Raw genomic sequence first — 12,498 nt, 5'->3', positions numbered from 1 at the left:
CTCCTCCAGGGGTCTGCGGGGTGGTGCGTGACAACGCTGGCAGGAGGCCCGCGGGACGGGCATCCGTCAGCTGACGTATCCGGCACTCAGCTCCCACAGCCGGTCTGCGTTCTCCGGGTCGAGTGCGTACCGCGCCACCCCGCGGTCGTGACCGGTCCCGTCGTCGACGACCGGAGCCTCCTGGCCGTCCTCGAAGTACCGGGCGGTCACGCCGGCGACCAGCGGGGACGCGACGAGCAGCGTCGACGTCGCCGCGCCCTGCGCCGGCGTCTTGAAGAAGGACTGCTCGATCCGGTTGCCGTCGTCGTCCAAGGCGCCCATCGCACGGAGGGTCGCGTCGTCGAGGTGTCGCTGCAGCCCGGTCGTGATCCAGCCCGGCATCAGGGAGTTGGCGGTGACGCCCGCGTCGGCCCATCGGTCCGCCACACCCACGGCGAGCAGCACGTCAGCCGTCTTCGACTGTGCGTACGCCGCCCACCGGTCGTACGGGCGGTTCGCGAAGAACGGGTCCTCGAAGTGGAACGGCGACCGGAGGTGCGCGGTCGAACTGACCGTCACCACCCGGGCCCCGTCGGCGGCGGCCAGGTGCGCACGGAGTCCGAGGAGGAGTGCGAAGTGCCCGAGGTGGTTGGTGGCGAGCTGCATCTCCCACCCGACGGACGAGAGCTGTCGTGTCGGCAGCGCCATGACTCCGGCGTTCGCCACGACGCCGTCGACCGGACCCTCCCAGCCGTCGGTGAACCGGCGGACCGAGCGGAGGTCGGCGAGGTCGAGCGGACGCGCGTCGACGCGACCGGCACCGGGAGTCGGGTCCCGCTCCAGCCGGGCCCGGGCACCCGCCGGATCCCGGACACCGACGGTGACGTCCGCTCCGGCAGCGGCGAGGGCCAGCACGGTCTCCGCGCCGATGCCGGAGCCTCCGCCGGTGACCACGTAGTGCTTCCCGTGCAGGTCGAGGCCGGCGAGTACGTCCGCGGCCGTCGCATCTGCCGTGAACGGTGTGCGGACCGCCTCAGACATCGGCCACCGCCGACCGGCGCTGGGCCGCGGCGAGCGCCGCTTCCATGCCCGCGCGGTCGAGGCGGACGCCGTACGCCGGCTGGTCGCGCTCGGAGCGCCAGCCCTCGCTGAGCGGCCCCGCGTCGACGACGTCGAAGCCGAACCGGTCGAGCAGCGACGTGACCGTCGCCTTCGCGTCGGCGTCGTCGCCGGCGATCGCCAGGCTCCGCCGGGCCGGGGTGCCGGCGGGGGAGCCGTCGGTCGTCACGTCGGCGGAGCCCAGGTTGTTGAGTGCCTTCACGACCGTCGCCCCGGGCAGGAAGTGCTGGAGCAGCTCCGACGTGGTCGGGGCCGAGGGCTGCTCGAGTTCGTCGACGCGGCCGGAGTACTCGGGGTAGTAGTTGCCCGTGTCGATGACGGTCTTGCCCACGAACGCCTCGGCAGGCAGGTCCCGGTAGCCGGAGATCGGGATCGCGACGACCACCACGTCGCCGGCTCGTGCTGTATCCGCGACGGTGGCGGCTCCGGCCGAGGGCGCGAGCTCGGCGATGAGTTCCTCGAGCGTCTCCGGGCCGCGCGAGTTCGCCAGGACGACGTCCAGGCCGATCTGCACGGCTCGTCGTGCGATCTGGGCGCCGACGTTGCCGGCTCCGATGATGCCGAGGGTCTGGACGGGGGTGGTGACCATGGTCGTGCTCCTGCGGTTCGTTGGGGGACGGCCGGGTCCCGGCCGCTCTCGACAACGCTGGACGGTCCTCCCGGCCGGGGCATCCGTCGCACGACGTATCCCTCGGGCGACGCGCCCGTCGGCGGGTCGCCCGGTGTGGTGGTCGCGGCCTGCGCGCTCTACCGTGAGCGGGTGACGACCCCCGACCGGACCGACCCACCGAGCCTGGCCGCCGCTCCGTGGACGTTCCTGCTGTCGGCGACGCCGTGGCGGTCCCTGCTCTCCGTCACGCTGACCGCGGTCCTGGGGCTGGTCCTCGCGGCTCCGGTCGTCGCGACCTGGTTCGTCGCGCCGTTCTGGGGCGCGGTGGTCGCCCGGTTCGAACGGTGGCACCCGGTCGTCCTCGGCCTGCCGCCGATCCGCGACCCCCGCTCCGCCGGTCCGAGTCGCCGGCCGGGCGTCCGAGCGCGCCTGCGTGACCCGCTCGTGTGGTCGGAATCGACCTTCCTCGTGGTCTTCGTCGCGTTCGCGGCCATGAGCTTCGCGCTCGTGGTGCTCGTGCTCCTCACCGCCGCGGTGGCGGTCGGCGCGGCCACCGGCACCCGGCCGCCCGCCGACGACGTCATCCGCAGCTGGCTGGCCGGGTTCCACCTCGGCGCGCCCGTGCTCCTCGCCGGGTCGCTCGTCGTGTTCGTGCTCGCCCTGTACGGGGGGGTCGGCGGTTGCGGCCGTCCACGTCCGGGTGGCCCGGGCCCTGCTGTCCGGGCGCGACGAGGAACTCGAACACCGGGTCGAGGAACTCACGTTCTCGCGCCGGGCCCTGCTCGACGGCTTCGACGCGGAACGCCGACGCATCGAGCGGGACCTGCACGACGGCGCTCAGCAGCAGCTCGTCGCGCTCGCGATGGACGTCGGACTCCTCGACGTCGAACTCGCCGCGGCCGAGCGGGACGGCGGCGACCTCCGCGCCGTCCGCAGCGCGCTCGAGCGGATCGGTGTCCGCGTCGACGGCGCGGTCGGGTCCCTGCGTGCGAGTATCCGCGGCATCCACCCGCGCGTCCTCGTCGACCACGGGCTGGGCGCGGCCGTCGCCGAACTCGCCTCGCGCTCGCCGCTGCCGGTGCGGGCGTCCGTGGACCTGCCCGTCCGGCCCTCGGCGCGGCTGGAGACGGCCGCCTACTTCGTCGTCAGTGAAGCGCTGACGAACGCGGTGAAGCACGCCGGTGCGCGATCGGTGTCGGTGGCGGCGGGGGAGACCGACGCCCGGTTCTGGCTGCGGGTCGAGGACGACGGGGTGGGCGGGGCGCGGCCCGTACCGGGCGGCGGTCTCGACGGACTCCGGGAACGCGCGGTCGTCCTGGGAGGCTCGCTGGACGTCTTGAGTCCGGCCGGCGGTCCGACGGTGCTCCGGTTCACCGCCCCGCTGCACGACGACGAACGCGACGCCGTCCCCGACGTGGTCGGGTGGTGCTCGTGAAGGTCTTCGTGGCAGAGGACGCCGTCCTGCTCCGGGAGGGACTCGTGAGCCTGCTGGAACGCGCCGGCCACACGGTGGTCGGTGTCGCGGCGGACGCACGTCGACTCGTCGACGAGGTGGATGCCCTGGTCGCGGACGGTGCCACGCCCGACGTCGTCCTCACCGACGTGCGGATGCCGCCCACCGGGACCGACGACGGCCTCCGGGCGGCTGTCGTCCTGCGGGAGCGACACGACGGCCTGCCCGTCGTCGTGCTGTCCCAGTACGTCGCCGGCGCGTACGTCCGCGAGCTGCTCGACGACGGCCGGGGCGGCGTCGGCTACCTGTTGAAGGACCGTGTCGGCAAGGTCCCCGCGTTCCTCCGGGCGCTCGAGACGGTCGCCGACGGCGGTGTGGTCGTCGACCCCGAGGTCGTGCGGCACCTCACGCGCAGTCAGGCGACGGACAGCCCGCTGGCCCGGCTGACGCGGCGCGAGACCACTGTGCTGGAGCACATGGCCGAGGGCGCCTCGAACGCCGACATCGCCGCCACCCTGCACCTGTCCGACGCCGCGGTCGCGAAGCACGTCGGCAACGTGTTCACCAAGCTCGACCTGCCGCCGGAGGACACGAACCGGCGTGTGCGAGCGGTGCTGACCTACCTGCGCGAGAAGCGCTGAGCGAGAACGGCCGAGGGAGACACCGGATGAGGACGATCGGACTACGGCGGATGGGGCCGCGCGACCCAGCGCAACGGCACCGGACGGCGACTCCGCTGGAACTGCTGTTCGACCTGGTGTTCGTCGTCGCGGTGGGGCTGGCGGCGACGAACCTGCACGAGATCGAGGCCGAGGGGCGCCTCACCTCGGCGGTGCTGTCGTACGGCCTGGTGTTCTTCTCGATCTGGTGGGCGTGGATGAACTTCACCTGGTTCGCCACCTCGTTCGACACCGACGACTGGCTCTACCGGGTGACGACGGTCGTCCAGATGGCCGGGGTCCTGGTCCTGGCGGCCGGTGTGCACGCGGCCATGGTGGAGGACGACTTCACCATCGGGATCATCGGCTACGTGCTGATGCGGCTGGCGCTCGTCGGGCAGTGGATCCGCGCCGCCGTGTCCTCGACCCGCTACCGCCGCACCGCGGTCCGCTACGCGGTGGGGATCGTCGTCGTCCAGGTGCTCTGGATCGTCTCGCTCGCCCTGCCGGAGGGCCTCTGGCCGTTCGCGGCGCCGTTCCTCGTCCTCGGCGAGGTGCTCGTCCCGGTCTGGGCGGAGCTGGGGGCCGCCGACACCCGGTGGCACACCCGGCACCTGGCCGAGCGGTACTCCTTGTTCACGCTGATCGTCCTCGGTGAGGGGCTCGTCGCGTCGGCCAACGCCGTGATCGACGCCCTGGCGCACACCGACCACCTGGGGTCTCTGCTCACCCTCGCCGCCTGCGGACTGGTCATCACGGTCGGCATGTGGTGGATCTACTTCTCGCGGGAGCAGCACGACCACATCCACTCCCTCCCGACCGCGCTGCTGTTCGGGTACGGCCACTACCTCGTCTTCGCCGCGGCCGGGGCGCTGCCGGCGGGGATCGAGGTGGCCGTCCTCGCCGACGCCGGCCACGTCGAGCTGTCGTCCTCCGCCGTCGCCGCGACCGTCGCCGTGCCGGTGGCCGTGTTCGTGCTCTCGATCTGGGCCCTCGCCATCCGACCCTCGGCGACCCGCCGCGCGAACGTCGTCGTGGTCGTCCTCACCGTGGCGGTCCTCGCCTCGGTCGCGGTGCCCGCGGTCTCCCTGCCGGTCACCGCGCTGCTCGTCGCCGCGGTCGTCGTCACCCTCGAACTGCCGTCCGCGACGCCCCACGAACACGGCTCCGACGCCTCCCAGGCGCGCGGGAGTCGGCTGTCCGCATGAGCGACAGCCACGAGGGAGCACCCATGGTCGACGGCGAACCCGTCACCGCCGAGCGTCTGCAGCACGACCTGTCCTTCGACTCGGACGCGATGCCCGAGGACGACCCGGGCACCGACGAGGACGCCCTCGTCGCCGACGGGGACCCCAGCGAGGAGGACGCCCAGGGATCGCAGGAACCCTGACGCAGCCTCAGCGAGGCCGGCGACGCTGCGCGGTGAGACGCCCGGCCCGGAAGACGAGGCCGAGCGCGGTCACGACGACCCCGCCGACGATCGAGGGCCACGGCAACGCCGCCACCAGGACGACGCATCCAGCGGCACCGATGACGGCCAGGAGGCGCGGGTACCGCCGGTCCCGCCGCTCCTGTGTCAGGGCAGCCGTGTTCGCGACGAAGTAGTAGAGCAGCACCCCGAAGGACGAGAACCCGATCGCCCCCCGCAGGTCGGTCACGGCGACGAGGACGCACACGACCAGACCGAGCACGACCTCGGCACGCACCGGCACCGCCGTCCGCGGGTGCACGGCGGCGAACCACCCCGGCAGGTCCCGGTTCCGCGCCATCGCGAGGCTCGTCCGCCCGATGCCCGCGATCATCGCCAGGAGCGCCCCGAGGGCAGCAGCGGCGGCACCGACCTGCACGACCACGCTGGCCCACGGCTGCGCGGAGGTGGCGACGACGGACCGGAGGGGCGCGGCGGCGGCGGCCGTGCCTCCCGGCCCGAGGGCGTGCAGTGTGGCGAACGCGACCAACGCGTAGACGACGAGCGCGATCCCGAGTGCGGTGGTGATCGCCCGGGGGATCGTGCGGGCCGGATCGACCACCTCTTCACCCAGGGTCGCGATGCGGGCGTACCCGGCGAAGGCGAAGAACAGGAAGCCGGCAGCCTGCAGGACCCCCAGCGGCGTCGCGGCGACGCCCGGGTCGTCCGCCGTCGGCCCGGAGTGCGTGAGCCCCAGGACGACCACGACGGTCAGGGCGACGAGGGCGACCACGACGAGGACCCGGGTGAGGAACGCCGTCCGCGTGATGCCCAGCGTGTTGACCACGGTGAGGGACAGGACCACGGCGACCGCGACGGGCCGCTGCCACGCCTCGGGCACCAGGTACGCGGCGACCGTCATCGCCATCGCCGCCGAACTGGCGGTCTTGCCGATCACGAAGCCCCACCCGGCAGTGAAGCCGACCCAGGGTCCGAGGCGCTCCCGGCCGGAGACGTACGCGCCGCCCGAGGTCGGGTACTGCGCCGCGAGCTGCGCCGACGAGGTGGCGTTGCAGAACGCGATCACGCCCGCGACCAGCAGCGCGACGAGCACACCGCTGCCGGCGACGGACGCCGCGGGGGCGAACGCCGCGAACACGCCCGCGCCGATCATGGAGCCGAGCCCGATCACGACGGCGTCCCGAAGCCGGAGACGCCGCGCGAGGGAGCCGGTCGGGGGAGCGGTCATCCGTCCATCCTGACCACGTCAGGTGAACAGTGCGTGCTCCGTGTGCGGCGCAGCGACCAGGCGGCCAAGCGGCCGGGCGGTCGGGCGGTCAGGCGGCGTGACGGCCGACCGACACCGACTCGAGCGGGGTGTCGCGCAGCTCCCGCCCACGGAACCAACGCAGCAGCCACTCCGCCGGCGAACCCGATAGCCCGGCCGGCAGACCACCGCGGCGCTGCAGGAAGTCACTGAACCCCGGCTCGTCCCGGAGCTCCGCCTCGGACGGGTTGCCGAACGCCATCGACCAGCCGTCGAAGCGGCGCGCGTCGATGTCCTCGCGGCTCAGCGAACGCACGTCCCGGTGCCGCGGGTCACGCTGGATCGCGCCGAACCGGTCCTCGACACTCCAAGCCGGCCCCTCCAGGACCTGCATGAAGCGGCCGTCCTTCGCCACGAGTAGCCCCGAGACACCGAGGGCGTCGTTCTTCAGACGCGCGTCACGCAGCAGCGCGACGAGCTGGGCGTCGGTGAGGTCGTCGGCGGCGACGGACATGTAGACGAGGGAGAGCATCGATCCACGATCCCTCGCGTCCGCCGCACCGGTCAACCGCGGCCACTCCACGAGTCCGGATCCCGCACTCGCCCCACGTCCCCTGCCGTTCACCCGGCGTCCCTACCGTCGCCCCCGATGCCGACGCAGCAGGCCCCCTTCCGCACCGACGTCCACGCCCTCCGCGCCGTGGCCGTCGTGCTCGTGCTCGCCTACCACCTCGACCTCGGCTGGCTCCGCGGCGGGTTCGTCGGCGTCGACGCCTTCTTCGTCGTCGCCGGCTTCCTCATCACCGGACAGCTCCTCCGCCAGCTCCGCGACACCGGACACATCGACCTCCCCGCGTTCTGGGCGCGACGGGCACGCCGACTCGCGCCCGCCGCACTCCTCGTCCTCGCCGCCACCGCGACCGCCGCCGTAGTGCTCACCCCACGCCAGGACTGGCCCACCCTCGGCGCCCAGCTCGCCGCCAGCGCGCTCGCCGTCGAGAACTGGGCGCTCGCCGCGTCCAGCACCGACTACCTCGCCGCCGGGGACCCGTCCACGCCGTTCGAGCACTTCTGGTCCCTGGGCGTCGAGGAGCAGTTCACCCTCCTGTGGCCGCTGCTGCTCCTGGCGGTGTGGCGGGTGGTGCGACGACCAGGGTCGGGCGAGCGCGCCGTCCTCGTCGCCGTCGTGGTCGTCGTCGCCGCGTCCCTCACCTGCTCGTCCGTCCTCACCACCACGGACCCGGCACCCGCCTACTTCTGGCCGCACACCCGGGCGTGGGAGTTCGGCGTCGGCGCGATCCTCGCCCTCGCTCCCGATGGCGCCTCCTGTGCCGTCCCCGGCCCGCGTGCGCGGACGGCCCTCGCCGTGACCGGGTGGCTCGGGCTCGTCGGCTGCGGCCTCCTCCTCACCCCCGCCGTCGCGTACCCCGGGACTGCCGCCGTCCTGCCCGTCGCCGCCACCGCGCTCGTCATCACCGGCCGGACCGAAACCGGCCCGCTCGGCCGAGCCACGCGCCTCCCGTCCGTCCGCTGGCTCGGCCGCATCTCGTACCCCCTGTACCTCTGGCACTGGCCCGTCGCCCTGCTGCTCCCACGGGCCCTCGACCTGCCCACGCCGTCGCGTGTCGCCGTCACGGTCGTCCTCGCCGCGGGTCTGGCACACCTCACCACCGTGCTCGTCGAACGACCCGTCACGACCGGGAGGCTCGCCCACCACCGACCCCGCGTCACCCTGGCCGTCGTGGCCGGTGCCACCGCCCTCGTCCTCGTCGTCCCGGCCGTCGGGTGGGGCGCCCTCACCGGACAGCTCCGGGAGGACCGTGCCCTCGCCACCGAACTCCGCACCGACGGCGACCGGTGCTGGGGCGCCGCCGCCATCGCACCGGGGAGCGGGTGCGCGGTCGCCGGGGAGCCCGGACGCGGGACCACCCCGTCGACCGTGACCGCCGCCTACGACGTCGACCCCACGTGGGACGACTGTCAGGCCGAGGCGACCGACGCCCGAAGCTGCGTCGTCGGCGTCCGCGGTGGCACCCGGGTCGCGCTCATCGGCGACTCCCACGCACACCAGTGGTCCTCCGCACTCATCGCCCTCGCCGAGCAGCGCGGATGGGAGCTGCACCTCATGGTGAAGGGCGGGTGCGCGTTCTCCCACGTCCGCTGGAGTGACGTCTCCGCCGCCGACGAGCGACGCTGCGGTGCCTGGAACCGCGCCGTCGACCGGTCCCTCGCGGCCGCAGCGCCGTACACGCTCGTGTTCACGTCCGCCCGAGCCGACCTCCGGGGTGCCCCCGAGGGGACGGACCCGGCGAGGAGCGCGCGGGACGGGTACCGAGCCTCCTGGCAGCCCCTCATCGACCGCGGAGCGAGGATCGTCGCCATCACGGACACCCCGGCCGTCGGCAGCGGCGTGCAGCACTGCGTCGACGAACACCGCGCCGACCCGGGGTCCTGTCGGATCAGCACCGGGCGGGCGTTCGCTGCGGCAGACCGGCTCGTCGCCGCAGCACGGGCGACACCCGGGGCGGTCGTGACGGACATGACCTCGTCGTTCTGCGTGCAGGGGGCCTGCCCCGCGGTGATCGGCAACGTCCTCGTCTACCGCGACTCGCAGCACCTCACCCGCACGTACGTCACCACGCTCGTCGGAGCGCTCGGGCAGCGGACGGACGCGGCCCTCAGCGCCGCAGGTCCCGCAGGTCCCGCAGAGCGGTAGCACTGCGGTCGGGGGACAGCGTTGTGCTCGCCACCAGTGCGGGCGGGTAGTCAGGACGCATGGGTCATCGTTTCCGCGGCAAGGTCGTCGTCATCACCGGAGCATCGAGCGGCATCGGCCGGGCTGCTGCGCACGAGTTCGCCAAGCAGGGCGCCACGCTCGTCCTCGCCGCACGCGGGAAGGAGAGTCTGGAGGCCGCGGCCGCCGAGTGCCGCGCGCTCGGTGTCGAGGCCGTCGCGATCCCCACGGACGTCGCCGAGGAGCGGCAGGTCAACGACCTCGTCGCCACCGTCACCACCCGCTTCGGTCGCATCGACGTGTTCGTCGGCAACGCGGCGCTCTTCGTGTACGGCCTGTTCGAGCAGACCCCGACCGAGGCGTTCAAGCGCGTCGTCGACACCAACCTGCACGGGCACGTCCACGCGGTCAAGGCCCTGCTGCCGCACTGGAAGCAGCGCGGCGAAGGCACCTACGTCCTCGTCGGCTCGATCCAGTCGCTGCTCTCCGCGCCGTACCAGTCGGCCTACGTGACGAGCAAGCACGCCGCCCTCGGGCTGATGGACGTCCTGGCCGACGAGCACCAGGGCACCGGCATCCGCTTCGGCGCGGTGCTGCCGTCGACGATCGACACCCCGATCTACCAGAACGGCGCGAACTACACCGACAAGGCCTCGCACCCGCTGCCGCCCACCGTCTCCGTGCAGCGGGCCGCCAAGGCCGTCGTCGCGCAGGCCGTGCACCCGAAGCGCAACCGCTACGTCGGCCGCCTCCAGGCGTCGTTCGTCGCCGCCGAGTTCATCGTGCCGTGGCTGTTCCACCGCATCACGACACCCGCGGTCGAGGTCTTCGCGCTCCGCGGGCACCAGGCACCGACGGACGGCAACCTCTACGCCCCGAACGACGCCGGCAACGCCACCGACGGCGGCTGGGTCGCGAAGCGCCGCCGTGTCACGCGCCCGCTCGTGTGGCTCGGCCTGGCCGGGCTCGTCACGCTCGTGGTCCGGCGCGGTCGCCGCTGACGTCGCTGCCCGTCCCGATCCCGGTCCTGTGCCGAGGTCGGGCGGCAGGGGCAGGTGACCGCGGTCGGGTCATCCGAGGCGGCCGCGGACGCCTCGTCGGCCGAGGCCGGACGGATGAGCAGTGTCAGCTGGTTCCCCACCCGTCGGACCCTACCGGCGCGCGACCACTGACATCCGCGCCCCGTAGGGTCGAAGGGTGCCATCGACCGCGAGCAGCAGCCGCACCCGGACCACGCCCACCCTGCGCACCGTGCTCGGGTCGGTGATCGCCCTCGCGACGGTCCTCACCGGGCTCGCGACCGCCGCACCGGCGTCCGCCCACTCGGGCCTCACCGGCAGCACGCCTGCCGAGGGTGGCGTCGTGGCGAGCGACCTGCGCCAGGTGGACCTGACGTTCACCGAGGCGCCGCTCGCGGGACTCGACGCGGGCCTCCGGATCGAGGTCCGCGACCAGGCCGGGCAGGACGAGTCGACCGGCGACGTCACCGTCGCCGGGACGACCATGTCGAAGCAGGTGCAGCTGTCGGCGGGGCCGCACACGATGCTCTGGCGGTACGTCTCGCCGGATGGCCACCCGATCGACGGGCAGGTCGCGTTCACGGTGCAGGCGGCGCAGACCGCGGTCGCCGGACCGACGGTCACGCCCACCGCCACACCGAGCCGGGAGGCCCGTGGGTCGTCCGGCACGTCGGTCACGACGACGCCGACCCCCGTCGCGGACACCGCGGTGGGGGCCGACGGCGACGGGTCGTCGAGCGCGCTGCCCTGGGTGGTCGGCGGTGTGGCGATCGTCGTGGTCCTCGGCGTCGTCGCCCTCCTGGCGAGCCGCCGTCGGTCGGTCCCCGCCGACGACTGAGCCTGGCCATCGGCTGCCTCAGGGCGCGTCGACGACCGCGGCCACCGCCTCGACCTCGACCAGCTGGTCGTCGTACCCGAGGATGGTGACGCCGAGCAGCGTGCTGGGCACATCGTGCTCGCCGAACGCGTCGCGGACGACCTGCCAGGCGGCGACCAGGTCAGCCTGGCGGGACGATGCCACGAGCACACGTGTGCTGATGACGTCGGTCATCCGTGCCCCGGCGTCGGCCAGTGCCTGCCGCAGGTTCACGATGCACTGCTCGGCCTGGGCCGCGTGGTCACCGGGCGCCACGGTGGCGCCGTCCGCGTCGAGTGGGCACGACCCGGCGAGGAACACGAGTCGAGCGTGTGCCGGAGCGGTCGCGGCGCACGCGTACTCCGTCGGGCTCAGCGCGGCGGACCGGAGGAGCCGGACCGCCGACGGCCGCTCGGCGTCCGTCACTCGAACATCTCCGCGAGCATCGCCGACGCGTCCCCGTCCACCACGTGGGCGGACCGTGCCTCCGGCCAGCGCAGCACCCCGTCGTCGGGCCACGACGGCACGACGTGGAAGTGCAGGTGCGGCACGCTCTGCCCGGCGTCAGCACCGGTCGCGCTGAGCACGACGACCCCGGTCGCGCCGAGCGCGGCACGCATCGCTCGGCCGACCTGCTGGGTGAGCAACGTCGTCGCCCGGAGTGCGTCCGGCGACACGTCGAGCAGGCCCGCGGCGTGCTCCCGCGGGACGACCAGCGTGTGTCCGGGAGCGAGTTCCGACTCCGGTAGCGGCCGGAACGCCACGGCGTCCGGCTCGCGCTCGACCCAGACCGTGCCCTGGTCGTCGTGCTCGATGAGGTGGCAGAAGACGCAGTCGTCCGGGAGGTCCGTCCCGGTCACAGGCGCTCGTCCCGTCGTGCGCGGTGCGCGCGCAGGGCCTCGACCACGAGGGCGTGGTCGTCGTGCATCTCCAGCCCGCTCACGCCGACGGCCCCGACGAGGTTGCCGCGGACGAACAGCGGGAACCCGCCGCCGGCTGCCTGGTACTGCCGGGGGTCGAGTGCCGCGGCCTCGTCGAAGGACGACCCGCCCAGCTCGTACTGCGTCCGCACCGCCAGGGTGCTGTGCGCGAAGTGCCGGACGACGCGGAACTTCCGGTCGAGCCAGGCGTCGTTGACCGCGGCGGACCCGGGCGTCGCGGCGTGGAACACCCGCTGCTCGCCGAAGGACACCGCGAAGCCGATGCCGAGCCCCCGCTCGAGCGCCGTCGCCCGCAGCCACGACCCCACCGCCCAGGCATCGTCGAGGTCGAACGCGTCGTGGTCGAGTTCACGCTCCTCGTCGAGCAGCACGGCGAGCTTCTCGTCGGTCGGCAGGTCGCGGTAGCGGGCTCCGGTGGTGTCGGGCATGGTGCTCCTCACAGGGACGGCGGTG

General features: G+C 73.6%; 14 protein-coding genes. 7 read left to right on the top strand and 7 right to left on the bottom strand.

Annotation, left to right across the window (positions count from 1 at the left end; translation table 11 throughout):
• Positions 1–66 precede the first annotated feature (66 nt).
• On the bottom strand, positions 67–1,020 hold the full coding sequence (locus DEJ24_RS07095; protein WP_111077909.1) for an SDR family NAD(P)-dependent oxidoreductase: 954 nt from the start codon (positions 1,018–1,020) through the stop codon (positions 67–69).
• Complete coding sequence (locus tag DEJ24_RS07090; protein ID WP_111077908.1) at positions 1,013–1,687, bottom strand: NADPH-dependent F420 reductase; 675 nt, start codon at positions 1,685–1,687, stop codon at positions 1,013–1,015. Before DEJ24_RS07090 ends, DEJ24_RS07095 begins: the two co-directional genes overlap by 8 nt.
• Before the next feature lie 721 nt (positions 1,688–2,408).
• Between DEJ24_RS07090 and DEJ24_RS07080 the strand changes: the two genes are divergently transcribed.
• From DEJ24_RS07080 to DEJ24_RS16565, 4 genes are read left to right on the top strand one after another with little or no spacing between them, the layout of a single operon-like run.
• On the top strand, positions 2,409–3,143 hold the full coding sequence (locus tag DEJ24_RS07080; RefSeq protein ID WP_111077906.1) for a sensor histidine kinase: 735 nt from the start codon (positions 2,409–2,411) through the stop codon (positions 3,141–3,143).
• Positions 3,140–3,802: a response regulator transcription factor gene (locus DEJ24_RS07075; RefSeq protein ID WP_111077942.1), complete on the top strand. Its 663-nt coding sequence runs from the start codon at positions 3,140–3,142 to the stop codon at positions 3,800–3,802. The genes DEJ24_RS07080 and DEJ24_RS07075 overlap by 4 nt, the downstream gene beginning before the upstream one ends.
• Before the next feature lie 26 nt (positions 3,803–3,828).
• On the top strand, positions 3,829–5,028 hold the full coding sequence (locus DEJ24_RS07070) for a low temperature requirement protein A (RefSeq protein ID WP_111077905.1): 1,200 nt from the start codon (positions 3,829–3,831) through the stop codon (positions 5,026–5,028).
• The gene (locus tag DEJ24_RS16565) at positions 5,025–5,210 is read left to right on the top strand and encodes a hypothetical protein (RefSeq protein ID WP_146242520.1); all 186 of its coding nucleotides are present in this window, start codon (positions 5,025–5,027) and stop codon (positions 5,208–5,210) included. The genes DEJ24_RS07070 and DEJ24_RS16565 overlap by 4 nt, the downstream gene beginning before the upstream one ends.
• 7 nt (positions 5,211–5,217) lie before the next feature.
• Here the strand turns inward: DEJ24_RS16565 and DEJ24_RS07065 are convergent, their stop codons facing one another.
• Positions 5,218–6,477: an APC family permease gene (locus tag DEJ24_RS07065; RefSeq protein ID WP_111077904.1), complete on the bottom strand. Its 1,260-nt coding sequence runs from the start codon at positions 6,475–6,477 to the stop codon at positions 5,218–5,220.
• A gap of 88 nt (positions 6,478–6,565) precedes the next feature.
• Positions 6,566–7,027 (bottom strand): BLUF domain-containing protein, encoded by a 462-nt coding sequence (locus tag DEJ24_RS07060; protein WP_111077903.1) that lies wholly within the window; start codon positions 7,025–7,027, stop codon positions 6,566–6,568.
• A gap of 117 nt (positions 7,028–7,144) precedes the next feature.
• On the opposite strand from DEJ24_RS07060, the gene DEJ24_RS07055 reads away from it, so the two are divergent.
• The 3 genes from DEJ24_RS07055 (at position 7,145) to DEJ24_RS07045 (ending at position 11,086) form a co-directional block, all read left to right on the top strand.
• Positions 7,145–9,211, top strand: coding sequence for an acyltransferase family protein (locus DEJ24_RS07055; RefSeq protein ID WP_111077902.1), 2,067 nt, complete (start codon positions 7,145–7,147; stop codon positions 9,209–9,211).
• Between the two features lie 59 nt (positions 9,212–9,270).
• On the top strand, positions 9,271–10,230 hold the full coding sequence (locus DEJ24_RS07050; RefSeq protein ID WP_111077901.1) for an SDR family NAD(P)-dependent oxidoreductase: 960 nt from the start codon (positions 9,271–9,273) through the stop codon (positions 10,228–10,230).
• A 196-nt stretch (positions 10,231–10,426) separates the two neighbouring features.
• Positions 10,427–11,086 (top strand): copper resistance CopC family protein, encoded by a 660-nt coding sequence (locus DEJ24_RS07045; RefSeq protein WP_111077900.1) that lies wholly within the window; start codon positions 10,427–10,429, stop codon positions 11,084–11,086.
• Positions 11,087–11,104: 18 nt separating this feature from the next.
• Here DEJ24_RS07045 and DEJ24_RS07040 read toward each other — a convergent pair whose 3' ends face one another.
• From DEJ24_RS07040 to DEJ24_RS07030, 3 genes are read right to left on the bottom strand one after another with little or no spacing between them, the layout of a single operon-like run.
• The gene (locus DEJ24_RS07040; RefSeq protein WP_111077899.1) at positions 11,105–11,530 is read right to left on the bottom strand and encodes a RidA family protein; all 426 of its coding nucleotides are present in this window, start codon (positions 11,528–11,530) and stop codon (positions 11,105–11,107) included.
• Positions 11,527–11,964: an HIT family protein gene (locus DEJ24_RS07035; protein WP_111077898.1), complete on the bottom strand. Its 438-nt coding sequence runs from the start codon at positions 11,962–11,964 to the stop codon at positions 11,527–11,529. The genes DEJ24_RS07040 and DEJ24_RS07035 overlap by 4 nt, the downstream gene beginning before the upstream one ends.
• Positions 11,961–12,473: a heme-degrading domain-containing protein gene (locus DEJ24_RS07030; RefSeq protein ID WP_220036702.1), complete on the bottom strand. Its 513-nt coding sequence runs from the start codon at positions 12,471–12,473 to the stop codon at positions 11,961–11,963. Before DEJ24_RS07030 ends, DEJ24_RS07035 begins: the two co-directional genes overlap by 4 nt.
• Positions 12,474–12,498 lie beyond the last annotated feature (25 nt).

The sequence above is a fragment of the Curtobacterium sp. MCPF17_001 genome (assembly GCF_003234615.1).
In the GTDB taxonomy this organism is placed as follows: Bacteria; Actinomycetota; Actinomycetes; order Actinomycetales; family Microbacteriaceae; genus Curtobacterium.
Note: the sequence above shows the minus strand (reverse complement) of the source record. Positions and strands in the feature narration are given on the sequence as shown.

Bases quoted from the DNA above. Each gene is read 5' to 3' on its own strand.
- DEJ24_RS07095 (WP_111077909.1), bottom strand. From the start codon at position 1,020: ATGTCTGAGGCGGTCCGCACACCGTTCACGGCAGATGCGACGGCCGCG.
- DEJ24_RS07090 (WP_111077908.1), bottom strand. From the start codon at position 1,687: ATGGTCACCACCCCCGTCCAGACCCTCGGCATCATCGGAGCCGGCAAC.
- DEJ24_RS07070 (WP_111077905.1), top strand. From the start codon at position 3,829: ATGAGGACGATCGGACTACGGCGGATGGGGCCGCGCGACCCAGCGCAA.
- DEJ24_RS16565 (WP_146242520.1), top strand. From the start codon at position 5,025: ATGAGCGACAGCCACGAGGGAGCACCCATGGTCGACGGCGAACCCGTC.
- DEJ24_RS07065 (WP_111077904.1), bottom strand. From the start codon at position 6,477: ATGACCGCTCCCCCGACCGGCTCCCTCGCGCGGCGTCTCCGGCTTCGG.
- DEJ24_RS07060 (WP_111077903.1), bottom strand. From the start codon at position 7,027: ATGCTCTCCCTCGTCTACATGTCCGTCGCCGCCGACGACCTCACCGAC.
- DEJ24_RS07055 (WP_111077902.1), top strand. From the start codon at position 7,145: ATGCCGACGCAGCAGGCCCCCTTCCGCACCGACGTCCACGCCCTCCGC.
- DEJ24_RS07050 (WP_111077901.1), top strand. From the start codon at position 9,271: ATGGGTCATCGTTTCCGCGGCAAGGTCGTCGTCATCACCGGAGCATCG.
- DEJ24_RS07030 (WP_220036702.1), bottom strand. From the start codon at position 12,473: ATGCCCGACACCACCGGAGCCCGCTACCGCGACCTGCCGACCGACGAG.